Annotated in this window: 21 protein-coding genes and 1 other RNA gene; 17 read left to right on the plus strand and 5 right to left on the minus strand. The window is 40.0% G+C overall.

Going from position 1 to position 24,217, the window contains the following annotated elements; translation table 11 throughout:
- Positions 1 to 150: 150 nt before the first annotated feature.
- Complete coding sequence (locus tag PCY08_RS00005) at positions 151 to 633, minus strand: S-ribosylhomocysteine lyase (protein ID WP_000032544.1); 483 nt, start codon at positions 631 to 633, stop codon at positions 151 to 153.
- Between the two features lie 223 nt (positions 634 to 856).
- Between PCY08_RS00005 and PCY08_RS00010 the strand changes: the two genes are divergently transcribed.
- A complete protein-coding gene (locus tag PCY08_RS00010) occupies positions 857 to 2,833 on the plus strand; it encodes a peptide ABC transporter substrate-binding protein (RefSeq protein ID WP_301559015.1) in 1,977 nt (658 codons plus the stop codon).
- Positions 2,834 to 3,159: 326 nt separating this feature from the next.
- Here PCY08_RS00010 and pbp1a read toward each other — a convergent pair whose 3' ends face one another.
- Together pbp1a and recU are read right to left on the minus strand one after the other, a co-directional pair.
- Entirely contained in the window at positions 3,160 to 5,319 is a 2,160-nt protein-coding gene (gene pbp1a / locus PCY08_RS00015; RefSeq protein ID WP_301559016.1) for a penicillin-binding protein PBP1A, read from the minus strand.
- Positions 5,316 to 5,912, minus strand: a complete 597-nt coding sequence (gene recU / locus PCY08_RS00020) for a Holliday junction resolvase RecU (protein ID WP_049503036.1) — start codon at positions 5,910 to 5,912, stop codon at positions 5,316 to 5,318. Before recU ends, pbp1a begins: the two co-directional genes overlap by 4 nt.
- Positions 5,913 to 5,979: 67 nt before the next feature.
- Between recU and PCY08_RS00025 the strand changes: the two genes are divergently transcribed.
- The 16 genes from PCY08_RS00025 (at position 5,980) to tig (ending at position 21,086) form a co-directional block, all read left to right on the plus strand.
- A complete protein-coding gene (locus PCY08_RS00025; protein WP_301559017.1) occupies positions 5,980 to 6,507 on the plus strand; it encodes an SLOG family protein in 528 nt (175 codons plus the stop codon).
- 69 nt (positions 6,508 to 6,576) lie between these two features.
- Positions 6,577 to 6,906: a cell division regulator GpsB gene (gpsB, locus tag PCY08_RS00030; RefSeq protein WP_000146538.1), complete on the plus strand. Its 330-nt coding sequence runs from the start codon at positions 6,577 to 6,579 to the stop codon at positions 6,904 to 6,906.
- Between the two features lie 18 nt (positions 6,907 to 6,924).
- Positions 6,925 to 7,305, plus strand: an RNA gene (gene rnpB, locus PCY08_RS00035) — RNase P RNA component class B.
- An 81-nt stretch (positions 7,306 to 7,386) separates the two neighbouring features.
- Positions 7,387 to 8,544 (plus strand): class I SAM-dependent RNA methyltransferase, encoded by a 1,158-nt coding sequence (locus tag PCY08_RS00040; RefSeq protein WP_301559018.1) that lies wholly within the window; start codon positions 7,387 to 7,389, stop codon positions 8,542 to 8,544.
- Between the two features lie 12 nt (positions 8,545 to 8,556).
- A complete protein-coding gene (locus tag PCY08_RS00045) occupies positions 8,557 to 10,020 on the plus strand; it encodes a cell division site-positioning protein MapZ family protein (RefSeq protein ID WP_301559019.1) in 1,464 nt (487 codons plus the stop codon).
- A gap of 76 nt (positions 10,021 to 10,096) precedes the next feature.
- Positions 10,097 to 11,521 (plus strand): NADP-dependent phosphogluconate dehydrogenase, encoded by a 1,425-nt coding sequence (gene gndA, locus PCY08_RS00050; protein WP_301559020.1) that lies wholly within the window; start codon positions 10,097 to 10,099, stop codon positions 11,519 to 11,521.
- 11 nt (positions 11,522 to 11,532) lie between these two features.
- Positions 11,533 to 12,222, plus strand: coding sequence for a response regulator transcription factor (locus tag PCY08_RS00055; protein WP_301559021.1), 690 nt, complete (start codon positions 11,533 to 11,535; stop codon positions 12,220 to 12,222).
- Positions 12,223 to 12,317: 95 nt separating this feature from the next.
- The gene (locus PCY08_RS00060; protein ID WP_301559022.1) at positions 12,318 to 13,274 is read left to right on the plus strand and encodes an N-acetylmuramoyl-L-alanine amidase family protein; all 957 of its coding nucleotides are present in this window, start codon (positions 12,318 to 12,320) and stop codon (positions 13,272 to 13,274) included.
- Between the two features lie 123 nt (positions 13,275 to 13,397).
- Complete coding sequence (gene mvk / locus PCY08_RS00065) at positions 13,398 to 14,276, plus strand: mevalonate kinase (RefSeq protein WP_301559023.1); 879 nt, start codon at positions 13,398 to 13,400, stop codon at positions 14,274 to 14,276.
- Entirely contained in the window at positions 14,258 to 15,211 is a 954-nt protein-coding gene (mvaD, locus tag PCY08_RS00070) for a diphosphomevalonate decarboxylase (protein ID WP_301559024.1), read from the plus strand. The genes mvk and mvaD overlap by 19 nt, the downstream gene beginning before the upstream one ends.
- Positions 15,198 to 16,211: a phosphomevalonate kinase gene (locus PCY08_RS00075; RefSeq protein ID WP_301559025.1), complete on the plus strand. Its 1,014-nt coding sequence runs from the start codon at positions 15,198 to 15,200 to the stop codon at positions 16,209 to 16,211. The genes mvaD and PCY08_RS00075 overlap by 14 nt, the downstream gene beginning before the upstream one ends.
- Positions 16,189 to 17,190, plus strand: coding sequence for a type 2 isopentenyl-diphosphate Delta-isomerase (fni, locus tag PCY08_RS00080; RefSeq protein ID WP_301559026.1), 1,002 nt, complete (start codon positions 16,189 to 16,191; stop codon positions 17,188 to 17,190). The genes PCY08_RS00075 and fni overlap by 23 nt, the downstream gene beginning before the upstream one ends.
- 94 nt (positions 17,191 to 17,284) lie before the next feature.
- Positions 17,285 to 17,983 carry a cell wall-active antibiotics response protein LiaF gene (liaF, locus tag PCY08_RS00085; protein WP_049531077.1) on the plus strand — a complete coding sequence of 233 codons (699 nt, stop codon included), beginning with the start codon at positions 17,285 to 17,287 and terminating at the stop codon, positions 17,981 to 17,983.
- The gene (locus PCY08_RS00090; RefSeq protein ID WP_301559027.1) at positions 17,980 to 18,969 is read left to right on the plus strand and encodes a sensor histidine kinase; all 990 of its coding nucleotides are present in this window, start codon (positions 17,980 to 17,982) and stop codon (positions 18,967 to 18,969) included. The genes liaF and PCY08_RS00090 overlap by 4 nt, the downstream gene beginning before the upstream one ends.
- Before the next feature lie 18 nt (positions 18,970 to 18,987).
- Positions 18,988 to 19,620 carry a response regulator transcription factor gene (locus PCY08_RS00095; protein WP_045763599.1) on the plus strand — a complete coding sequence of 211 codons (633 nt, stop codon included), beginning with the start codon at positions 18,988 to 18,990 and terminating at the stop codon, positions 19,618 to 19,620.
- Between the two features lie 182 nt (positions 19,621 to 19,802).
- Entirely contained in the window at positions 19,803 to 21,086 is a 1,284-nt protein-coding gene (gene tig, locus PCY08_RS00100; protein WP_301559028.1) for a trigger factor, read from the plus strand.
- A gap of 47 nt (positions 21,087 to 21,133) precedes the next feature.
- Here the strand turns inward: tig and PCY08_RS00105 are convergent, their stop codons facing one another.
- Positions 21,134 to 23,500, minus strand: coding sequence for an ATP-dependent RecD-like DNA helicase (locus PCY08_RS00105; protein WP_301559029.1), 2,367 nt, complete (start codon positions 23,498 to 23,500; stop codon positions 21,134 to 21,136).
- A 100-nt stretch (positions 23,501 to 23,600) separates the two neighbouring features.
- Positions 23,601 to 24,215 carry a signal peptidase I gene (lepB, locus tag PCY08_RS00110; protein ID WP_301559030.1) on the minus strand — a complete coding sequence of 205 codons (615 nt, stop codon included), beginning with the start codon at positions 24,213 to 24,215 and terminating at the stop codon, positions 23,601 to 23,603.
- Between the last annotated feature and the right edge of the window lie 2 nt (positions 24,216 to 24,217).

Here is a 24,217-nt window from a genome sequence, read left to right on the forward strand (position 1 = left end):
TACTCTTATTCAAGTGGGCTTTTATCTGTTTTATCATAGGAAGTACCTCCTTAACTATCAGTTTAGCACATAAAAAAAGAAACCCAAATACAGAATTGTATTTGAATTTCTTAACTTAATGACATTGGCTGAAAAGCCGGTTCTTTTGTGTTAAATGACATGACGTTCAAAGGCATCATCTGAAATTCCTTGTTCAAGAATCAATTTTGCCCATTCCTTAGCTGAAAATAGGCTGTGATCCTTGTAGTTACCACAAGACTCAATGGTAGTCCCTGGGACATCTTCCCAAGTTGTAGTCTCAGCGATTTCCTTTAGTGAATCCTTGATGACAGCAGCGATTTCTGCGCTAGTATGACGTCCCCACATAATCATATGGAAGCCTGTACGACATCCAAATGGTGAACAATCAATCATCCCGTCAATGCGAGTACGGATGAGTTTGGCTAAGAGGTGCTCGATTGTATGAAGACCAGCAGTAGGGATAGAGTCTTCATTTGGTTGAACCAAGCGAATATCAAAGTTAGAAATGATATCTCCCTTAGGACCTGTTTCTTCCCCAATTAAACGGACATACGGTGCTTTAACAATGGTGTGATCCAGTTCAAAACTTTCAACAATAACTTCTTTTGACATGGTATTTCCTTTCAATTTTCTCCTTTCATTATATCATAAAGATTTACTTGAAAACTGCTAACAAAGAGATTTTTCAAATATGAATGCCATAAAAGTGACTGATTGTAAAAAATAATTTTAAAATAGCAATTGTTTTCAATTCAATTTGAAAAATTCTGAAAATTGTATTGACACTTGGCAAAAAAGGGACTATAATGTATAAAAAGTCATAAAGGAGTTTATTATGAAATTTTCAAAAGTAATGGCTCTAGCAGGGGTGACTCTGTTGGCGTCAGGTGTTTTGGCGGCTTGTTCAGGTTCGAGCGCAAAAGGTGAGAAAACTTTTTCTTACACGTATGAAACCGACCCAGACAACCTCAACTATTTGACAACTGGTAAAGCAGCAACTGCTAATATCACTAGTAACGTCATTGACGGTTTGATGGAAAATGACCGCTACGGAAACTTTGTGCCATCAATGGCAGAAGATTGGTCTGTATCTCAAGATGGTTTGACTTACACTTACACAATCCGTAAAGATGCTAAATGGTATACTTCTGAAGGTGAGGAGTACGCAGCTGTGAAAGCTCAAGACTTTGTAACAGGTCTTAAATATGCAGCTGATAATAAATCAGAAGCCCTTTATCTCGTCCAAGATTCTATTAAGGGTCTGGATGCATATGTGAAAGGTGAAGTTAAAGACTTTTCTGAAGTTGGAATCAAGGCAATTGATGATCAGACAGTTCAATACACTTTGAACAAACCAGAAAGCTTCTGGAACTCTAAGACAACCATGGGAATTCTTGCACCAGTCAATGAAGAATTCCTTACTTCTAAAGGAAGTGACTTTGCTAAAGCAACAGATCCAAGCAGTATCCTTTATAATGGTCCTTTCTTGTTGAAATCATTGGTAGCAAAATCTTCAGTAGAATTTGAAAAGAATCCAAACTACTGGGATAAGGACAATGTTCATATTGATAAAGTAAAACTTTCATTCTGGGATGGTCAAGATAATAACAAACTTGCAGAAACCTTTAAAGATGGTGGTTTCTCAATGGCTCGTCTCTTCCCAACAAGTGGAAGCTACTCTGAACTTGAAAAAGAGTTTAAAGACAATATCGTTTATACACCACAAGATTCTTCAACCTTCTTAGTTGGTACAAATATTGACCGTCAGTCTTACAAATATACTTCTAAGACTACAGACGAGCAAAAGACTTCAACTAAGAAAGCTCTTCTTAACAAAGACTTCCGTCAAGCCATCGCCTTTGGTTTTGATAGAACAGCTTATGCTTCTCAAGTTAATGGAGCAAGCGGAGCAAGCAAACTCCTTCGTAACTTGTTCGTACCACCAACATTTGTTCAAGCAGATGGTAAAAACTTTGGTGAATTAGTTAAAGAAAAATTGGTAACCTATGGTGATGAGTGGAAAGATGTCAATCTAGATGACGCTCAAGATGGTCTTTATAATCCTGAAAAAGCGAAAGCAGAATTTGCTAAGGCTAAGACAGCTCTCCAAGCAGAGGGTGTTCAATTCCCAATCCACTTGGATATGCCAGTTGACCAAACCAATACTACAAAAGTTCAACGTGTTCAATCATTGAAACAATCACTTGAAGCAACGTTAGGAACTGATAATGTTGTCATTGACATTCAACAACTTCAAAAAGATGAAGTCCTCAATGTTACTTACTTTGCTGAAACGGCTGCCGGTGAAGATTGGGACCTTTCAGATAACGTTGGTTGGTCTCCAGACTACATCGACCCATCTACATACCTTGATATCATCAAACCATCAGTAGGTGAAAATACTAAGACTTACCTAGGATTTGATTCAGGCACAAACAATGCAGCTGCCAAACAAGTTGGTTTGGAAGATTACGAAAAGATGGTTGTTGAAGCTGGAAATGAAGACACTGACGTTTCAAAACGTTATGATAAATATGCTGCTGCTCAAGCTTGGTTGACAGATAGTGCTTTGATTATTCCAACGACTTCTCAAACTGGACGACCAATGTTGTCTAAGATGGTGCCATTCACACTTCCATTTGCTTACTCAGGTAACAAGGGAACAAGTGAAGCCCTCTTGTACAAATACCTTGAACTTCAAGATAAGCCAGTAACTGCTGATGAATATCAAAAAGCTCAAGATAAATGGAAGAAAGAAAAAGAAGAATCTAATAAAAAAGCGCAAGAAGACCTTGCGAACCATGTCAAATAATAAAAAAGAGGCCGGACAAAAAGTCTGGCCTTTTGATATCATTCCTGAGACATCAGTTTGATATTTTAGTTATTAGTTCAAGCCCTGCATTGAAGTAGTAGAACAGACTTTCAAAGTTATGCTCCAGTTCATAGATAAACTACATAAACATAAGGTATCTTTTATCTATAATTTTAAACAGTTTTTCTGACTATTTAACTGGTGTTTGGGATAAGGTTGCGATTGAGATATTTAACCTGTTCAGTTGTTTCTCTACATATTTTTAAAAAGTTTGATATAAACTATATAGAAAAAACTGAGGTGTTATTCTCAGTTTTTTCTATATTTTATTGCTGTCTTCGTGGATTTTGTTGGGGTTGATTTTGTTGTTGAGGATTTGCAGATGAGTTTGGTTGCGTTGCATTTGGATTGGTAGTGCCATTCGTATTTTCATTTGAAGAGCTTTCACTTTCAGTTGTTGAAGTTGAACTTGAGCTAGAGCTCTCTGTAGTCGAACTTTCTTGAGTTGACTGTGGAATCCAGTTGCTGCTACGTGCCCCATTCTTGAAGATGTAATCACCACTTCTATGAAGTCCTTCAGGCATTGTCCAATCACCTGGGTTATCATCCTCTGAGAGATATGCCATCATTGAGCGGTAGATATTTGCAGCGACTCTAAATCCATCTCCTACGATTGGAGTGAGACGGTTTGAATAACCGGTCCAAACGGCCATTGAATATTTACGGGTATATCCTACAAACATTTCATCAGGTGTAACATAATCGTATCTCTTAATGTAATTTTCAATTTCATCATCTGTATAGTTTGATGTACCAGTCTTACCTGCTTGTGGAAGCCATGATATATAGGCGTCTGTACCAGAGTATAATACAGTTTTCATCATTTCGGTCATCATGTAGGCAGTTGTTTCTTTCATAGCGCGTGAACCTGGGTCAGAGAATTCTTTCGAAGTTCCGTCACTAAAGACAACTTTATTGATATACATTGGTTTGTGGTAGATACCACCATTAGCAAAGGCAGCATAAGCAGCAGCCATTTTCTCACTACTTGCTCCGTACTTTTTGTTTGACTCAGTCGTGTTACTTGAAATTGCGTTTGCATATACCATGGTTGGATAATCAATGCCAAGTCCGTTTAAGAATTTTTTGGCTTTATCGAGTCCAACTCTATCGAGAGTTTCAACTGCTGGTACGTTACGAGATTGTTGGATAGCAGTTTGAAGAGTGATGTTACCATAATAGCCACGATCCCAGTTGTAGACTGGAGTGCTGGTGCCTGGGAAGTTATATGGTACATCCTTGAGCATGTAGGCAGTAGAGTCATAAATGTCATACTCTAATGCGGGGGCATAGTCTGTGATTGGTTTCATGGTAGAACCCCAGTCACGGTTTGTTTCCACTGCTTGGTTAGTACCAAAGGATACATTGCTAGCTTGGTGACGAGATCCGAGTTGGGCAATAACTTTACCATTTGATACATCAACGATAGTAGAAGCTGCTTGGATATCATCATCAGGATAGTTTACGTATTGATCAGTGTTATAGACGTCCCAAAGGTGTTTTTGTACCTCTTGGTCGACGTTGGTATAGACTTCCATACCTGTTGTTAATAGATTATAACCTGTCTCTTGTTCTACTTGGTCAATAACCTCTTTAAGATAGTTATCCATGTATTGTGGATAGCTATTAAGAGATTTTAGACTTTGAAGTCCATCTGTGATTGGAGTATTGATGGCTGTTTCATATTGTTCAGCTGTAAGGTATCCTTGCCTTTGCATTTCTGACAAAACGAGGTTTCGTCTTTCAAGGGCAGCTTCAGGATGAGAATAAGGATCATATTGGTTAGGAGCCTGTGGCATTCCGGCTAGAAGAGCAAGTTGTGGAATTGATAAGTCTTTTAAATCTTTACCATAGTAATTTTGAGATGCAGTCTGCATACCATAGTTACCATTTGACATGTACACTTTATTGATGTAATATGTCAAAATTTCTTGTTTGGTTGCAGTTCTTTCTAACTGAATAGCTAGCCAAGCTTCTTGGGCTTTACGTGAGATTGTTTGGTCTGACGAAGAAGTTGAAAAGTAAGTTAATTTTATCAACTGTTGCGTCAATGTTGAACCACCTTGGAGGCCACCTCTACTAGTTAAGTTTCGCAGGAAAGCTCCAGCTATTCGAATGCTATCGATTCCTCTGTGGTTAAAGAAACGGTGATCCTCGATAGAGATAATCGCATTGACAAGATCAGTAGGAATGTCGCTACTTTGAGCATTGACACGACGTTCAGCACCTAAATCTGCGATTAGTTCATTTTTGCTATCATAAATTTTACTTGATGTAGTTGCAACAAGTTTACTCTCGGAAAGTTCAGGAGCTTTGTTTGCATAGTAAAGAAAGACACCACCACCAAGCAGGAAAGCTGCGATAAATAAGCTAATCACACCAATGCCGAGGTATTTAGCGATGCGTAAGATAGTTTGTTTGTTCATATTGTTTTACCACCTAGTAAATGTTGTTTGACTGTATCAAGGTAAGGAATTTGTGGAAAAGCAGACTGCTCAATCACATAACCGAATTCTTTGATATAGTCAAGCGGCATTGACTTTTTACCCATATCCTGATGATAAAAACGGATGAGGTCAAGTGCCGGCAATAAATACGTTTCTTGATAAGAAGAAAAATGAAGAAGGACAAAGCAAATCCCTTTTTGATCAAGGACTTGTTCCATATGCCGAATCTGATGAGGATGGAAGTTCTTCATCGGAATCGCATGTTTTTGCTTGGTTTCCTTGGCTTCGAAATCGATGTAAAAACCTTCATAAACTCCAGAATAATCGGTAGTTGATGCTTGTCTAAAATAAGCTTCAACAATCTTAGCACGACTACGCTGAGGATAGTCTACGCGGACAATCTGAACAGGAGTTGGTTTTTTGTGGATAACAGCCAAACCGTGTGTCAGATAATACTCGTTTGTAGCATTGATCATCTTTTCAAAGGTCATCCCACGATTTGCGAAATTTTTAGTTTGTGAGGTGACTTGTTGTTTTTTTTTTGATGAAAGTTTATGAGGATAGTTGACCATAATTCTCCTTATTGGTACAATAACATCACTCTATTATACCATAAAGGTGCACAGAAAGGGTGAAAAAATGCATACAGCCTTGATTTTAGGCTATTCTAGCTTTGATTTAGGATTGTTTAATGAAAAAGATATTCGTTTAAAAATTATTAAAAAAGCCATTCGTAGAGATTTGGAAAAAATGGCAGACGAAGGATTGAAATGGTTGGTATTTACGGGAACTCTAGGATTTGAACACTGGGTTTTAGAGGTGGCCAGAGATATGAAAGATGACTTTGGTTTCCAACTTGCGACTATCTTTGATTTTGAGACTCATGGGGAAAATTGGAATGAGGGAAATCAGGTTAAACTTAGTGAATTTAAACAAGTTAATTTTGTAAAATACGCCTATCCGAACTATGAACACAAGGGTCAATTACGAGACTATCAACTTTTCTTACTTGAAAATACAGATGGTGCCTATCTTTTTTATGATGAAGAAAATGAAACAAAACTGAAGTATTTTTACGAACTGATGAAAAAGAAAGACAACTATATTACAAAAAGATTAACATTTGAGGAATTAAACGAAGTAGCTGAAAATTTTTCCGAAAATTGAACCTTTGACCTTGCTTTTTGTTTGCCTTTTTTTATATAATAATACTAGCAACTGAGAATGGAGAGAGACATGGCAAGTATTATTTTTACAGCAAAAGATATTTTTGAGCAAGATTTTGGAAGAGAAGTACGTGGATATAGTAAAGCAGAGGTTGATGAATTCTTGGATGATGTCATCAAGGATTATGAAACTTATGCAGCATTAGTAAAGTCACTCCGTTTAGAAATTGCAGAGTTGAAAGAGGAATTGGCGAAAAAACCTCAAGTGACTCCAGTAGCTTCTGAACCAGCAGAGCTTGGAAGTACAACTTCTATGACAAATTTTGATATTTTGAAACGTTTGAATCGTCTTGAAAAAGAAGTATTTGGCAAACAAATCATGGATAATTCTGATTTCTAAGAATACTTCTGTTGTGCAATTTTTGGATAATCGCGTGAAGAGAGCTTCTTTTCATGAGGAAAGTCCATGCTAGCACAGGCTGTGATGCCTGTAGTGTTTGTGCTAGGCGAAACCATAAGCCTAGGGACGAGAAATCGTTACGGCAGTTGAAATGGCTAAGTCTTAGGATATGTCAGAGTAGACTTGAAAGTGCCACAGTGACGGAGTCTCTCTGGAAACAGAGAGAGTGGAACGCGGTAAACCCCTCAAGCTAGCAACCCAAATTTTGGTCGGGGCATGGAGTGCGCGGAAACGAACGTAGTACTCTGACTGCTATCAGCTAGAGCTGCTAGTGGTAGACAGATGATTATCGAAGGAAGTGGTCCTAGTCACTTCTGGAACAAAACATGGCTTATAGAAAATTGCATATAGGTTGGGGCTGAGATATATTCTCAACCTCATTTTTTAAAGTGAATAAAGAAAGGTCTATAAAAGACTGAAATGAAAACAACATTTAATTTAATTGCGACTGCTGCGGCGGGTTTGGAAGCTGTAGTTGGACGTGAAGTGAGAGATTTGGGTTATGATTGTCAAGTTGAAAATGGGCGTGTTCGTTTTCAAGGTGATGTTAAAGCGATTATCCAAACCAACCTGTGGCTAAGAGCTGCGGATAGAATCAAAATTGTTGTGGGAACTTTTCCTGCAAAAACATTTGAAGAACTCTTCCAAGGTGTTTTTGCTCTAGATTGGGAGAACTATCTCCCACTTGGAGCTCGTTTCCCAATTGCCAAGGCTAAGTGTGTCAAGTCAAAATTACACAATGAGCCAAGTGTGCAGGCGATTTCTAAGAAGGCAGTCGTTAAGAAACTACAAAAACACTATGCCCGACCAGAAGGTGTTCCCCTGATGGAGAATGGTCCAGAGTTCAAGATTGAAGTTTCCATTTTGAAAGATATAGCGACTGTTATGATTGATACAACTGGCTCAAGTCTCTTTAAACGTGGTTATCGTACTGAAAAAGGTGGTGCTCCAATCAAGGAGAATATGGCAGCTGCGATTTTGCAACTGTCAAACTGGTACCCTGATAAGCCTTTGATTGATCCAACCTGTGGTTCGGGAACATTCTGTATTGAGGCGGCTATGATTGCGCGCAAGATGGCACCAGGTTTGCGTCGTTCATTTGCTTTTGAAGAGTGGAACTGGGTTAGTGACCGCTTGATTCAAGAAGTCAGAACTGAGGCAAGCAAGCAGATAGATCGAGAGATTGAACTGGATATTATGGGTTGTGATATCGATGGTCGTATGGTAGAAATTGCCAAGGCCAATGCCCAGGAAGCAGGAGTATCTGGAGATATTCTCTTTAAACAGATGCGCGTACAGGATTTGCGTACGGATAAGATTAATGGAGTTATTATTTCTAACCCACCATATGGTGAACGTCTGTCAGATGATGCAGGAGTAACTAAACTTTATGCTGAAATGGGTGAGGTTTTTGAACCACTCAAAACTTGGAGTAAGTTTATTCTGACAAGTGATGAAGCCTTTGAAAGTAAATATGGTAGTCAGGCGGATAAAAAACGAAAACTCTATAATGGTACTTTGAAAGTTGATATGTATCAATATTTTGGTCAACGTGTCAAAAGAAATTTGACAGATTAGAAAGGAGCTGCCATGGATCAGAAGGATAAAAAAGAAGAATTGTTAGAACCGGAGAAAATCTCCCAAGAACCTCAGTTTGACTTTGAGGAAGCTAAGGATCTAACAGTTGGACAAGTTATTCGAAAAAATGAAGAAATCGAAGCAGGAGTAACTCCTGATGATACGATTTTGGACAAATACATTAAACAACACCGTGAAGAAATCGAAGCTGATAAATTTACAAACATTCAGGCGAAGAAAGAGGAACTGCAAAGTCTAGATGATTTGATCCAAGAAGCTAAAGAAACGATTGAAGAAGAGGTGGAACCAGTAGAAGAAGTCTCTGAGTCAGAAAAGTTTGCTGAAGAAGAGGGAGTAGCAACTGAAGAAGTTCTCCTTTCGCCACTAGAAGAAACTTTAGTTATGGATAAAAATCTTGTAGAGGAAGTATTTGAACCAGAACAGGTAGATAATGAGGAAACTTCACAAGAAGAAACCCCAATTCTAGCTCGCTCTCTTCAAGAAGAGGATGAGCCACGACGCAAAAAACTGTGGGTCATCTTGTCAGCTATTTTAGCGATTATTGTCTTGATTATTGGGGGTAGCTACTACGTTTATCGTCAAATTACGCGTTCTTCACAAGAAATTCAGTCTCAGTCATCTGATGCAGGTTTAGTAAGCAATCAAGCAATTCTTGATCAATTTAACAGTCTCTATGACACTTTTTATACTGATGAGAATAAAACTGCCCTAAAAAATAGTCAGTTTAGTCAACTAAATCAGCTTAAAGAACTTTTAGATAAACTTGAGGGCGCTAGAGAGCATACTCTTGCTAAATCAAAATACGATAGTCTTGAAACACAAATCAAGGCAGTACAAGATGTTAATGCTCAATTTGAAACGCCAGCTATTACAGATGGTGTTCTAGATACAAATGCTAAAGTAAAGGCAGATGCTAAATTTACCGAAGTTAAGACTGGGAATACTGAAATTGATAAACTGCTAGATAAGGCTATTAGTCTCGGTAAGAGTCAACTTTCAAGTTCTACAAGCTCAAGCAGTAGTCAGTCAAGTTCATCAAGCCAAACAGAGTCAAGCTCAGCAACTGAAAGCAATGCTAGCAGCTCTGCTAATGCATCAACTTCAGCGGGTGAAACAGCCTCAGCAAATAATATCCTAAATAGTGGACTAGCAAGCAATGGTGTGAACCTACAAAGAAGTGTCAGTCGAGTACCGTACAATCAAGCTGCTGTTAGTGATAGTAGTAATCCTGCTTGGACATTCGCTGATGGTGTCCTTGAACGCATTCTTGAGACTTCGCGTGCGCGTGGCTACATCACGGGTAACCAATACATTTTGGAACCTGTGAATATTGTTAATGGTAATGGCTACTATAATCTTTATAAACCAGATGGTACCTATCTCTTTACCCTAAATTGTAAGACAGGTTACTTTGTAGGGAATGGTTCTGGACATGCGGATGATTTAGACTACTAGTCAAATTGTTACAAAATTCTTTCTTTTCACAGATAAACATGATAAAATAAAACATATTAAACAAGAGGAGTGTCACATGACAAAAGCTAACTTTGGTGTTGTTGGTATGGCCGTAATGGGTCGTAACCTTGCCCTTAATATTGAATCTCGTGGTTATAGAGTTGCTATTTATAACCGTAGTAAAGAAAAAACTGAAGATGTGATTGCTTGCCACCCTGATAAAAACTTCGTGCCAAGCTATGATATCGAAAGCTTCGTAAACTCAATTGAAAAACCACGTCGTATCATGCTTATGGTTCAAGCTGGACCTGGTACAGATGCGACAATTCAAGCCCTTCTTCCACACTTGGATAAAGGTGATATCTTGATCGACGGAGGAAACACTTTCTATAAAGATACCATCCGTCGTAATGAAGAGTTGGCGAACTCAGGTATCAACTTTATCGGTACAGGTGTATCTGGTGGTGAAAAAGGTGCCCTTGAAGGTCCTTCTATCATGCCTGGTGGACAAAAAGAAGCGTATGACTTGGTAGCAGACGTTCTTGAAGAAATCTCTGCTAAAGCGCCAGAAGATGGAAAACCATGTGTGACTTACATCGGTCCTGATGGAGCTGGTCACTACGTGAAAATGGTCCACAATGGGATCGAGTACGGTGATATGCAATTGATCGCAGAAAGCTACGATCTTATGCAACACTTGCTTGGTCTTTCTGCAGAAGACATGGCTGAAATCTTTACTGAGTGGAACAAGGGTGAATTGGACAGCTACTTGATTGAAATCACAGCTGATATTTTGGGCCGTAAAGATGACGAAGGTCAAGACGGACCAATCGTAGACTATATCTTGGATGCTGCAGGAAACAAGGGAACTGGTAAATGGACTAGCCAATCAGCTCTTGACCTTGGTGTGCCATTGTCACTCATCACTGAGTCAGTATTTGCACGTTACATCTCAACTTACAAAGAAGAACGTGTACACGCTAGCAAGGTGCTTCCAAAACCAGCTGATTTCAAATTTGAAGGCGACAAGGCTGAATTGATTGAAAAAATCCGTCAAGCCCTTTACTTCTCAAAAATCATCTCATACGCACAAGGTTTTGCGCAATTGCGTGTAGCTTCTAAAGAAAACAACTGGAACTTGCCATTTGCGGACATCGCATCTATCTGGCGTGATGGATGTATCATCCGTTCACGTTTCTTGCAAAAGATCACAGATGCTTACAACCGTGATGCAGATCTTGCTAACCTTCTTTTGGATGAGTATTTCTTGGACGTAACTGCTAAGTACCAACAATCTGTTCGTGATATCGTAGCTCTTGCTGTTCAAGCTGGTGTACCAGTACCAACATTCTCAGCAGCTATCACTTACTTTGACAGCTACCGTTCAGCTGACCTTCCAGCTAACTTGATCCAAGCACAACGTGACTACTTTGGTGCCCACACTTACCAACGTAAGGATAAAGAAGGAACATTCCACTACTCTTGGTATGACGAAAAATAAGTAGGTCAACCATGGGGAAACGGATTTTATTACTTGAGAAAGAAAGAAATCTAGCTCATTTTTTAAGTCTGGAACTCCAAAAAGAGCAATACCGAGTTGATCAGGTAGGAGAGGGACAAAAAGCCCTCTCCATGGCTCTTCAGACAGACTATGACTTGATTTTACTGAATGCTCATCTAGGGGATATGACAGCTCAGGATTTTGCAGATAAGTTGAGTCGAACCAAGCCAGCTGCGGTGATCATGGTCTTGGACCATCGAGAAGAATTGCAAGACCAACTTGAAACAATCCAGCGTTTTGCTGTTTCATACATCTATAAACCAATTATTATCGATGATTTGGTCAGTCGTATTTCAGCTATCTTCCGAGGTCGAGATTTCATCGACCAACACTGTAGTCAGATGAAAGTTCCGACAGCTTATCGTAATCTGCGTATGGACGTAGAACATCATACCGTCTATCGTGGTGAGGAAATGATTGCTCTGACACGTCGTGAATATGACCTCTTAGCTACCCTTATGGGAAGTAAGAAGGTTTTAACTCGTGAGCAATTGCTGGAAAGTGTTTGGAAGTATGAAAGTGCGACCGAAACCAATATAGTGGACGTTTATATCCGTTATCTACGTAGTAAACTTGACGTGAAAGGTCAAAAGAGCTACATTAAAACCGTGCGTGGTGTTGGTTACACCATGCAAGAATAGAAAAGCAGTTGCAGTTTTGTAACTGCTTTTTTTGAGTCGTTGAAATGTTGACATATGATTTGATCTTTGCTACAATCATTTTGGAGGAAACAAGAATGAAATTTTTGAAAAAAATGATGCAAGTTGGACTAGCAGTATTCTTTTTTGGTCTGTTAGCAACAAGTACAGTATTTGCGGATACTACAGGTGGACAGTTTGTTGATAAGGACAATAGAAAATATTATATAAAAGATAACCATAAAGCAATCTATTGGCATAAAATAGACGGCAAAACCTACTATTTTGGTGATAGAGGAGAAATGGTTGTCGGTTGGCAATACATAGAAATTCCTGGGACAGGTTACCGAGATAATTTATTTGATAATCATGGAGTAAAAGAAATTGGACTCCAACAAAAATGGTTTTACTTTGGTCCGGATGGCGCTCTGCTAGAACAGCAAGAGAAACAAGTCTTAGAGGCAAAATCGTCTGAAAATACAGGAAAAGTATATGGTGAAAAGTACAATCCATCTGCTGAGAAGAGAGCCTATTACTTTGATGATGATTACGCCTTGAAGACAGGTTGGATTTATGAAGATGGTCATTGGTATTATTTAAATAAGCTAGGAAATTCCAACGACGATTCTTCTTATCCACTACCAATTGGTGAAATTGCTAAGGGTTGGACTCAAGATTTCCATGTTACTTTTGGCATTGACAGAAGCAAACCTGCTCCGTGGTACTACCTAGACCCAGAAACTGGCATTATGCAAACTGGTTGGCAGTATCTTGGTAATAAGTGGTATTATCTCCGTTCATCAGGTGCTATGGCGACAGGCTGGTATCTAGATGGTTCAACTTGGTATTACCTAGATGCTCAAAATGGTGATATGAAAACTGGCTGGATTTATGTCGATAATACTTGGTATTACCTCCGTTCGTCAGGAGCTATGGTGACCGGTTGGTTCCAAGCTAATGGTAAATGGTACTATGCTTATAGTTCAGGTGCCTTAGCTGTGAATACTACAGTAGGTGGCTACTACGTTAATTATAATGGCGAGTGGGTACAGTAATGAAAACAAGCGATTGTGAAAGGAAACAATCGCTTTTTTTGTGAAAATATAATAAAATAGAAAGGAATAAAGTTCTAAAATTTTATCTAGAAACAGATGATTTTCATCTGATAGTAGGATTAAATGACAAAAGAAGTTGGTGTCGGTCAGGCACATAGTAAAATTATTTTAATAGGAGAGCATGCGGTGGTTTATGGCTACCCAGCCATTTCTTTACCTCTTTTAGAGGTTGAAGTGACTTGTAGGGTAGTTCCAGCAGCGACACCATGGCGTCTGTTTGAAGAGGACACCTTGTCTATGGCTGTGTATGCTTCTCTCGAGTATCTAAATATTAAAGATGCGTGCATCCGTTGTCAAATTGACTCGGCTATTCCTGAAAAACGGGGAATGGGGTCTTCAGCAGCCATTAGCATTGCAGCCATTCGAGCGGTATTTGATTATTACCAAGCGGAACTTCCGCATGATGTATTAGAAATTTTGGTTAATCGGGCGGAGATGATTGCCCATATGAATCCTAGTGGTTTAGATGCCAAGACCTGTCTTAGTGACCAACCTATTCGTTTTATCAAGAATGTAGGTTTTGAAGAATTAACCATGGATTTATCAGCTCATCTGATCATTGCAGATACCGGAGTTTATGGACATACTCGTGAAGCTATCCAAGTTGTTGAGAGCAAGGGCAAGGATGCCTTACCTTTCTTGCATGCGCTAGGAGAGTTGACCAAACAAGCTGAAGAAGCAATAAAAACAAAAGATGCCGTGAAGCTGGGATTGATTCTTACCAAAGCTCATGGAAATCTAAAAGAAATAGGAGTTAGTAGCCTTGAGGCTGATGCCTTGGTTGAAACTGCTCTTGAACATGGAGCCCTAGGAGCCAAGATGAGTGGTGGTGGTCTAGGAGGCTGTATTATCGCCCTGGTTGCTAATGTAAGCCAAGCGCAAGAACTAGCAGAAAGTTTAGAAGAGAAAGGAGCTGTTCAGACATGGATCGAAAGCCTGTAACAGTACGTTCCTATGCCAATATTGCTATTATCAAATATTGGGGTAAGAAAGCAGAAAAAGAGATGGTTCCCGCGACTAGCAGTATCTCTTTGACTTTAGAAAATATGTTTACGGAGACGACACTTTCTCCTTTATCAGGAGATGCAAGCGCGGATGCCTTTTACATCAATGGTCAGTTGCAAAATGAAGCTGAACATAAAAAGATGAGTAAAATCATTGATCGCTACCGTCCTGAAGGAGCAGGGTTTGTTCGTATCGACACCAAGAACAATATGCCAACAGCGGCAGGTCTTTCTTCAAGTTCCAGTGGCTTATCTGCCTTGGTAAAAGCCTGCAACGCCTATTTCCAATTAGGACTAGATCGTAAAGACTTGGCCTTGGAAGCTAAGTTTGCATCGGGTTCTTCATCTCGTAGTTTTTATGGACCTTTGGCAGCTTGGGACAAGGATAGTGGAGAGATTTATCCTGTCGAAACTGACTTAAAACTAGCTATGATTATGTTGGTTTTGGAAGACCAGAAAAAACCAATTTCCAGTCGAGATGGGATGAAGCTCTGTGTCGAAACTTCTACGACTTTTGATGAGTGGATTCGTCAATCTGAACAAGACTACAAAGATATGTTGGTCTACCTCAAGGAAAATGACTTTAAGAAAGTTGGAGAATTGACAGAGAAGAACGCTCTTGCTATGCATGCTACGACAAAAACTGCAACTCCATCCTTCTCTTATCTGACAGATGCTAGTTATGAGGCTATGGATTTTGTTCGTCAGCTACGTAAACAAGGGGAAGCTTGCTACTTCACTATGGATGCGGGCCCTAATGTAAAGGTTCTTTGTCTAGAAGAGGACTTAGAACGCCTGTCAGAACTTTTAGGTCAACACTATCGCTTAATAGTTTCAAAAACAAAGGATTTGAGCCAAGATGACGATTGTTAAAACTTGTGGGAAGCTCTATTGGGCTGGGGAGTATGCCATTTTAGAACCAGGACAGTTGGCGCTAATAAAGGCTATTCCCATCTATATGACGGCTGAGATTAAAGCGTCTAATGATTATCGACTCTACTCAGATATGTTTTCCTATAGTGTAGACTTGCGACCGGATTCTTCTTATACCTTGATTCAAGAAACAGTTGTCTTAGTGGAGGAGTATCTAACTGCCCAAGGAGTTGAACTGCAGCCTTTTTCTTTAGACATTCGTGGGAAAATGGAGCGTGAGGGCAAGAAGTTCGGCCTGGGTTCTAGTGGCAGTGTGGTTGTTTTGGTCATCAAGGCCATGCTTGCTTTTTATGATAGACTGGCTGACAGAGAACTCTTGTTTAAATTGGCGAGTGCGGTACTTCTTAAACGTGGGGACAATGGCTCCATGGGGGACATTGCCTGTATCGTATCAGAAGACCTCGTCCTCTATCAGTCATTTGACCGTGAGAAAGTGGCAGATTGGCTAGAAAAAGAAGACTTGCAAGCTGTATTAGCACGTGACTGGGGCTTTTCTATTAGGAGCGTTGAACCGGTCTTGACATTTGATTTTCTGGTTGGTTGGACCAAGGAAGTTGCTGTGTCTAGTCACATGGTCAAGCAAATCAAGGATAATATGAACTCTAGCTTTTTACAGGCTTCAAAAGAAACGGTAGCTAACTTGGTAAAGGCTTTGGAGGTAGGTCAAGAAGAAACCATTATTGACATGCTGGAACAAGCCAGCCAACTTTTAGAAGGCTTGAGTTCAGATATTTACACACCTTTGCTCAGGCAATTAAAAAATGCCAGCCAAGACTTAAAATCTGTCGCTAAAAGCAGTGGTGCTGGTGGTGGAGACTGTGGGATAGCACTTAGCTTTGATCTAAATTCGACCACATTACTGAAAAAACGCTGGGCTGATTTAGGAATTGAGCTCTTGTATCAAGAAAGGATAGGACATGACGACAAATCGGAAGGATGAACATATCCGCTATGCCCTTGAACAAAACAGTACTTATAATAGTTTTGATGAAGTTGAACTGATTCATTCTTCGCTACCCTTATATGACTTAGATGAAATTGATCTTTCAACAGAATTTGCAGGTCGAAAGTGGGACTTTCCTTTTTATATCAATGCCATGACGGGTGGAAGCGATAAGGGGAGAGAAATCAATCAAAAGCTGGCTCAGGTGGCTGAAGCCTGTGGGATTTTATTTGTAACGGGTTCCTACAGTGCCGCACTCAGGGATCCATCAGATGAATCTTTTTCAGTCAAAACTAATCATCCTAATCTTCTTCTTGGAACCAATATTGGCTTGGACAAGCCTGTTGAACTAGGATTACAAACGCTCAAAGAGATGAATCCCCTTCTCTTGCAAGTTCATGTCAATGTCATGCAGGAATTGCTTATGCCAGAAGGTGAGCGTCAATTTAGATTATGGCAGCATAACCTGAAAGATTATGCTGAGCAAATCTCTGTGCCGCTTGTTTTAAAAGAAGTCGGCTTTGGTATGGATGTGAAGACCATTGCTAAGGCTTATGAGATGGGAATACGAACCGTTGATTTGTCTGGGCGTGGGGGGACTAGCTTTGCTTATATTGAAAACCGTCGCAGTGGTCAACGTGACTACCTCAATGATTGGGGTCAATCGACCATGCAAGCTCTTCTGAATGCCCAAGACTGGAAATATAAGTTGGAACTTTTGGTTAGTGGAGGAGTTCGCAATCCACTAGATATCATCAAATGCTTGGTGTTTGGAGCCAAGGCAGTTGGTCTATCACGCACTATGTTAGAGCTGGTTGAAAATTACTCTGTTGATGTCGTTATTTCCATTGTTGAAAGCTGGAAGGAAGACCTACGCTTGATTATGTGTGCCCTTAATTGCGCAAGGATTGAGGATTTGCAGCAGGTCGACTATCTCCTTTATGGAAAATTAAAAGAAGCAAAAGACCAAATGTGAGGAGGTCGGGATTTTTATCCCGATCTTTTTATCATTCCTCAGACGGATGTGACTTTTGGGATTTGTGATACAATTAAATAGAGAGGACGGATACATGCGAAAATTTCAAATTTTTCTATTTATTGAAGCTTGTTTATTAACAGGAGCTCTGATTATGATGGTATCAGAGCATTTTTCCCGTTTTCTGTTGATCTTGCTCTTATTTTTACTGCTGATTCGATACTATACTGGAAGACAGGGGAATAACCTTATATTAGTGGCAGTGAGCATCCTATTTTTCTTTATCATCATGCTCAATCCCTTTGTCATTTTAGCTATCTTTGTGGCTTTGATTTATAGTCTCTTCTTGCTTTATCCCATGATGAATCAGGAAAGAGAAGATACCAATCTGTTCTTTGAAGAAGTAGTGACAGTAAAGAGGGAGAAAAATCGCTGGTTTGGGAATCTTCACCACTTTTCAAGCTACCAGACTTGCCGCTTTGATGATATCAACCTTTTTCGTCTCATGGGGAAGGATACCATTCATCTAGAACATGTGATTTTGAGCAATCATGATAATGTCATCATCTTGAGAAAACTGGTGGGTACGACTAGAATTATTGTACCAGTAGATGTTGAAGTCAGTCTTAGTGTCAATTCTCTGTACGGAGACTTAACTTTTTTTGACCAGCCTAAACGTGCTCTACGTAATGAACAATTTCATCAAGAAACCAGAGATTATCTTAAGAGTCCTAAGAGTGTTAAGATACTTTTGACAACCATGGTTGGAGATGTTGAGGTGGTGAGAGGATGAAAAAACAACCTTATATTTTAATTGGTCTCACCTCATTTCTCTTTGTTGCTTTTCTATTTCGAAGCATTTTTAAGATCTTGGATTTGGAGTGGACTTCTCTTTTTCAGGATCTAGAAAAGACAGAAAAAGTCCTTTTTCTAGCCCTGATGTTTAGTCTTGCCTTAGCCTTTTTATTAGTCCTATTCTGGACAATGGTTGACGAAATTTCAAAGAGAAGAATCCAAGCAAATCTCAAACGTCTCCTAGCTGGCAAAGATATAGAAAGTCTGGGAGATGCTGACTTAGACGCAAATTTTAGAAATTTGTCAGGAAAGCTCGGTTTGTTGACAGAAGCTATTCAAAAAGCGGACAATCAAGCCTTGGTCAAAGAAGAAGAAATTGTTGAAAAGGAGCGAAAGCGAATCGCGCGTGACTTACATGATACAGTTAGCCAAGAAATTTTTGCTGCCCATATGATTTTATCAGGGCTCAGTCAACAAGCTTCCAAATTAGACAGAGAGAAGATGCAAACACAACTCCAAAGTGTGACTGCCATTTTAGAGACAGCTCAAAGAGACTTGCGCATTCTTCTTTTGCATTTACGACCAATTGAACTGGAACAAAAAAGCTTGGTGGAGGGTATTCAGCTACTCCTCAAAGAGCTAGAAGAAAAAAGTGAATTGAAGGTAAGCTTTAAATATCAGGTAACTGCACTCCCTAAAAAGATTGAAGAACATATTTTTCGGATTGTACAAGAATTGATTAGTAATACACTCCGTCATGCCCAAGCTTCATGTCTAGATGTTTACCTTTATCAAACGGAAACAGGTTTGCAGTTGAAGGTAGTAGACAATGGTCGTGGTTTTCAGCTAGATGATGTTGATGAACTAAGCTATGGTCTACGCAATGTCAAAGAACGAGTGGAAGATATGGCTGGGACAGTACAATTGATGACGGCTCCTAAGCAGGGTTTGGCAGTGGATATCCGCATTCCCTTGCTTGAGTGACTAACAAAAGGAAATGAAATGAAACTATTATTAGTAGATGACCACCAAATGGTGCGTCTGGGTTTAAAAAGTTATTTTGAATTACAAGATGATGTAGAGGTTGTAGGAGAAGCAACCAATGGTGCGGAAGGAATTTCCATGGCCTTGGAGCTTCGTCCAGATGTGATTGTCATGGATATTGTCATGCCTGAAGTCAATGGGATTGATGCAACACTTGCTATTCTCAAAGAATGGCCAGAGGCTAAAATCTTGATTGTGACCTCTTATCTTGACAATGAAAAAATCATGCCAGTCTTGAATGCTGGAGCTAAAGGCTATATGCTTAAGACTTCAAGCGCAGATGAGTTGCTACACGCTGTTCGTAAGGTAGCGGCTGGAGAGCTAGCTATTGAACAAGAGGTGAGTAAGAAGGTAGAATACAACCGTAATCATATTGAACTTCATGAAGACTTGACTGCGCGTGAACGGGATGTCCTTCAACTAATTGCTAAGGGTTATGAAAATCAGCGTATCGCAGATGAATTGTTTATCTCCCTCAAAACTGTAAAAACTCATGTTTCAAACATCCTTGCTAAACTTCAGGTTAGCGACCGCACCCAAGCAGCAGTCTATGCCTTTCAGCATCACTTGGTTGGCCATGAGGACTTCTAGATGAATTTTTTGGAGCCAAAGCAAGGTTTATTCGGTAAATTGGATACTTTTAGCCAAAAACAGTAATTTAGAATTAACAAGTATCTCAAGCAAGTCTGAAAACTCGGTTCTGACTTGAAAAAAGTTACTAGTATATGATATAATAGACTGTATTTAAAAAAATTTTAAGGAGAAATGACAGAATGTCTGTATCATTTGAAAACAAAGAAACAAACCGTGGTGTCTTGACTTTCACTATCTCTCAAGACCAAATCAAACCAGAATTGGATCGTGTATTTAACTCAGTAAAGAAATCTCTTAACGTTCCTGGTTTCCGTAAAGGTCATCTTCCACGTCCTATCTTCGACCAAAAATTTGGTGAAGAGTCACTTTACCAAGACGTTATGAACGCTCTTTTGCCAAACGCTTATGAAGCAGCTGTAAAAGAAGCTGGTCTTGAAGTCGTTGCACAACCAAAAATTGACGTAACTTCTATGGAAAAAGGTCAAGACTGGGTTATCACCGCTGAAGTTGTTACAAAACCTGAAGTTAAATTGGGCGACTACAAAAACCTTGAAGTATCAGTTGATGTAGAAAAAGAAGTAACTGACGCTGACGTTGAAGAGCGTATCGAACGTGAACGCAACAACTTGGCTGAATTGGTTATCAAAGAAGGTGCTGCTGAAAACGGCGACACTGTTGTTATCGACTTTGTTGGTTCTATCGACGGTGTTGAATTTGACGGCGGAAAAGGTGAAAACTTCTCACTTGGACTTGGTTCAGGTCAATTCATTCCTGGATTTGAAGACCAATTGGTAGGTCACTCAGCTGGTGAAACTGTTGATGTAATCGTAACATTCCCAGAAGACTACCAAGCAGAAGACCTTGCTGGTAAAGAAGCTAAATTCGTAACAACTATCCACGAAGTAAAAGCTAAAGAAGTTCCAGCTCTTGACGATGAACTTGCAAAAGACATCGATGAAGAAGTTGAAACACTTGCTGAATTGAAAGAAAAATACCGCAAGGAATTGGCTGCTTCTAAAGAAGAAGCATACAAGGATGCAGTTGAAGGTGCAGCAATTGATAAAGCTGTAGAAAACGCTGAAATCGTTGAACTTCCAGAAGAAATGATCCATGAAGAAGTTCACCGTTCAGTAAATGAATTCCTTGGAAACTTGCAACGTCAAGGTATCAACCCTGACATGTACTTCCAAATCACTGGAACTACTCAAGAAGACCTTCACAAACAATACGAAGCAGAAGCTGAGTCACGTACTAAGACTAACCTTGTTATCGAAGCAGTTGCGAAAGCTGAAGGATTTGACGCTTCAGAAGAAGAAATCCAAAAAGAAATCGAGCAATTGGCTGCAGATTACAACATGGAAGTTGCACAAGTACAAAGCTTGCTTTCATCTGAAATGTTGAAACACGATATTGCAGTGAAAAAAGCTGTTGAATTGATCACAAGCACTGCAACAGTAAAATAATCTGAAAAGATAAAAAGCCCACCGGATTCGGTGGGTTTTCTTATACTTTATTTTCCGAAAATCTCCTGCAGGTCTTCTTGGCTAATCCCAATCATGGCTGGAATATTAGACCAGTTGTCTTCGGTTAGAATGTAGGATTGTTCAATGTCTGTTGAAGTGGCAGTATCGGTAGCAAGTTGGGTTGTTTCCTCGGCGCTCTCCATTAAGTCAGCGAAACGTTCAATTAGATAGGTCTTACGAGCCGTTCCGATGTGCTGAGTTGCATAGTCAAAGGCCTGTAATTCACCTAGTAAAATGAGCTTACTTTTTGCACGAGTGATGGCAGTGTAGATGAGATTACGCTCTAACATGCGCTTACTTGCGCTGGTGATAGGCAGGATAACAACAGGAAACTCGCTCCCCTGAGATTTATGGATGCTCATGGCATAGGCTAAGCGAATCTTGTACCATTCATTTCGAGGATAGGAGACCTCATTGCCGTCAAAATCAATCATAATTTCATCTTGCTTAGATTCAGTGTATTTTCCAGGAATCAAGTCTGTGATATAGCCTAAGTCTCCGTTGAAGACATTGACCTCTGCATCGTTGACTAGGTGAATAACCTTATCTCCTGTTCGATAGTGACACTGAGGAGCTTCAAAGCTAAGCTGGTCTTTTTGTGGAGGATTGAGTAGGTCTTGCATGAGCTGGTTGATGGCATCAATACCAGCAGTTCCACGGTACATAGGGGCAAGAACCTGAATATCACGAGCAGGGATGCCACTTCTGATAGCAGCACCTAGGATTTTTTCAATGCTAGCAGGGATATGGTTACTAGCGATTTCAAAGTAGGAGCGATCTGCTTTTTTCTGGGTAAAATCTGCAGGCAATATTCCCTGACGAATCTGACTTGCAAGAGTGACGATGGTTGATTCTTCGCTCTGACGGTAGATTCGTTCCAAACGTGTTTGAGGGATGGTTGGTATCTGAAGTAAATCTGCTAGGACTTGACCAGGACTGACAGAAGGTAACTGGTCACTATCTCCAACGATGAGGATTTTACTGGTAGAGGAGATATTGGAGAAGAGTTGGTTAGCTAGCCAAGTATCTACCATGGAAAACTCGTCAACAATGATAAAGTCAGCATCCAGATAATCTTCCAGATGGCTGGTATCGTCGTCTCCAGTCATACCCAAGTGGCGGTGAATAGTTGCACTTGGTAGTCCTGTTAATTCATTCATGCGACGAGCTGCGCGACCAGTGGGAGCGGCTAGGAGAATGGGCAGATTGTTCTTTTTCTTGAGATCTAGTCCTTCTAAGAGAGCATAGACAGCGATAATGCCGTTGATAACAGTAGTCTTACCTGTACCAGGTCCACCTGTAAGGATAAAGACCTTGTTTTGGATTGCATCGCAGATGGCCTGTTTTTGAATACTATCATACTCAATCCCCAGTTCTTCCTCAACAGTTGCGATATGTTCTTGAATGGTTTCTAGATCCTGTTTTTTACTCTGCCCTTTTTCGAGGATTCTGATGAGATGGCTACGAATCCCTTCTTCTGCAAAAAAGAGGCTATTATCAAAGATTTTGGTATCAATCTGCTGGACCTTATCTTCTTCAATCAGATAAGCAAGCTCTTGGGCAACTTGACTCGGCTCTAGTTCGACTGGACGGGAGGATTCAAGAAGGTTGAGGGTTTGCTCCAACAAGTCTCTAGCTTCCATATAGGTATCTCCCGTTTCCATGCAACCTTGAAAGAGGCTATGGACGAGACCCGCACGGAAGCGCTCGGGAGCTTGACTCTCAATTCCCAATTCTTGGGCCAGTTGGTCAGCAATGGTAAATCCCAAGCCCTTGATATCCTCAACCAGTTGATAGGGATAATTCTCGACAATCTCTAGCGTTTCTTCCTTGTAAAAGTCTTGAATCTGAAAGGCTAGTTTATTTGGGATTCCGTAATTAGCCAGTTTAGCTAAGACCATCTCTGTTCCGTAATTAAGGCGAAGAGTTGAGATGAAGGCTTCACGGTTTTTAGCAGAGAGTCCAGAGATAGACTGGAGTTTGTCTGGATTTTCTAAGATTTTGTCAATAGTGTTATCTCCGTAAATATCCACAATTTTCTGAGCTGTTTTGAGCCCAATTCCCTTAAAATGGCTGCTGGAGAAATACTTGACCAAGCCCTTACTAGTCGGCTTGGTTCTCTCATAGCGAGTCATTTGTAGCTGTTCCCCATACTTGGAGTGTTGGACAATTTGTCCCCAAAAGGTGTATTCCTCTCCTTCAATGATATCAGCCATAGTACCTGTGACAATGATTTCATAATCATCAAAGTCTTCAGCATTGGTATCCTCAATATCTAGGAGCAAAATACGGAAAAAATTGCTGACATTTTCAAAAATAATGCGTTCAATGGTGCCTGAAAAATAAACTTCCATAAAATTCCTTACAATAGTGTCTGAGAAAATTTATCTCAGATTTAGTCAAAATAGAATGAGAAGAGGCTGAGATAGAAAATTCTCGGCCTCTTCCTAGTTTTTAAAATGTTCCGATACGCTTGAGTGGCCAGAAGCGGAATTTGGCTTCTCCGGTGATATCTTTTACCTTAAAGGTACCAACATGTCGACTGTCGCTAGATACCAGACGGTCATCACCCAGTAGGAGGTATTCACCTTCTGGAACAGTGAAGGTAAAGCTAGTGTTGTAATTAACATCTAGGGTGAAGGCCTGAGCCTTTTGAGCTAAAGTTCTAAAGTATTCGCCCTTTTTTCCATCCCAACCAGTTCCAGTATAGGTGCTTTGGAGTTTATCTTCCTTGAAACGCTTGAGGTATTCTGCTAAATAGGGCTCATCAGTTTCTTGACCGTTAATATAGAGTTTATCGTTGTCATAACGAATGGTATCTCCTGGCATACCAATGACCCGTTTAACGATATCCTTGTTCCCATCGTCTTCATGAGCAACCACAATATCAAAACGATTGATTGGGAGATGTTTAACCACAAAGAGGATTTCTCCATCTGCTAGGGTAGGATCCATAGAATGTCCTTCTACGCGGACATTGCTCCAGAGAAAGAGACGGCTAAGACCTACTAGTGTAATAAGTAGGAAGATAACTCCCCACTCTTTTAAAAACGATTTTAAATATTTCATAA

The sequence above is a fragment of the Streptococcus sp. SO4 genome, assembly GCF_030440055.1.
Lineage (GTDB): Bacteria > Bacillota > Bacilli > Lactobacillales > Streptococcaceae > Streptococcus > Streptococcus nidrosiense.

Bases quoted from the DNA above. Each gene is read 5' to 3' on its own strand.
- PCY08_RS00055 (WP_301559021.1), top strand. From the start codon at position 11,533: ATGGGGAAACGGATTTTATTACTTGAGAAAGAAAGAAATCTAGCTCAT.
- mvaD (WP_301559024.1), top strand. From the start codon at position 14,258: ATGGATCGAAAGCCTGTAACAGTACGTTCCTATGCCAATATTGCTATT.
- PCY08_RS00005 (WP_000032544.1), bottom strand. From the start codon at position 633: ATGTCAAAAGAAGTTATTGTTGAAAGTTTTGAACTGGATCACACCATT.
- gndA (WP_301559020.1), top strand. From the start codon at position 10,097: ATGACAAAAGCTAACTTTGGTGTTGTTGGTATGGCCGTAATGGGTCGT.
- PCY08_RS00075 (WP_301559025.1), top strand. From the start codon at position 15,198: ATGACGATTGTTAAAACTTGTGGGAAGCTCTATTGGGCTGGGGAGTAT.
- PCY08_RS00045 (WP_301559019.1), top strand. From the start codon at position 8,557: ATGGATCAGAAGGATAAAAAAGAAGAATTGTTAGAACCGGAGAAAATC.
- pbp1a (WP_301559016.1), bottom strand. From the start codon at position 5,319: ATGAACAAACAAACTATCTTACGCATCGCTAAATACCTCGGCATTGGT.
- lepB (WP_301559030.1), bottom strand. From the start codon at position 24,215: ATGAAATATTTAAAATCGTTTTTAAAAGAGTGGGGAGTTATCTTCCTA.
- liaF (WP_049531077.1), top strand. From the start codon at position 17,285: ATGCGAAAATTTCAAATTTTTCTATTTATTGAAGCTTGTTTATTAACA.
- tig (WP_301559028.1), top strand. From the start codon at position 19,803: ATGTCTGTATCATTTGAAAACAAAGAAACAAACCGTGGTGTCTTGACT.
- PCY08_RS00010 (WP_301559015.1), top strand. From the start codon at position 857: ATGAAATTTTCAAAAGTAATGGCTCTAGCAGGGGTGACTCTGTTGGCG.
- fni (WP_301559026.1), top strand. From the start codon at position 16,189: ATGACGACAAATCGGAAGGATGAACATATCCGCTATGCCCTTGAACAA.
- PCY08_RS00060 (WP_301559022.1), top strand. From the start codon at position 12,318: ATGAAATTTTTGAAAAAAATGATGCAAGTTGGACTAGCAGTATTCTTT.
- PCY08_RS00025 (WP_301559017.1), top strand. From the start codon at position 5,980: ATGCATACAGCCTTGATTTTAGGCTATTCTAGCTTTGATTTAGGATTG.
- PCY08_RS00090 (WP_301559027.1), top strand. From the start codon at position 17,980: ATGAAAAAACAACCTTATATTTTAATTGGTCTCACCTCATTTCTCTTT.
- mvk (WP_301559023.1), top strand. From the start codon at position 13,398: ATGACAAAAGAAGTTGGTGTCGGTCAGGCACATAGTAAAATTATTTTA.
- PCY08_RS00095 (WP_045763599.1), top strand. From the start codon at position 18,988: ATGAAACTATTATTAGTAGATGACCACCAAATGGTGCGTCTGGGTTTA.
- PCY08_RS00105 (WP_301559029.1), bottom strand. From the start codon at position 23,500: ATGGAAGTTTATTTTTCAGGCACCATTGAACGCATTATTTTTGAAAAT.
- PCY08_RS00040 (WP_301559018.1), top strand. From the start codon at position 7,387: ATGAAAACAACATTTAATTTAATTGCGACTGCTGCGGCGGGTTTGGAA.
- gpsB (WP_000146538.1), top strand. From the start codon at position 6,577: ATGGCAAGTATTATTTTTACAGCAAAAGATATTTTTGAGCAAGATTTT.
- recU (WP_049503036.1), bottom strand. From the start codon at position 5,912: ATGGTCAACTATCCTCATAAACTTTCATCAAAAAAAAAACAACAAGTC.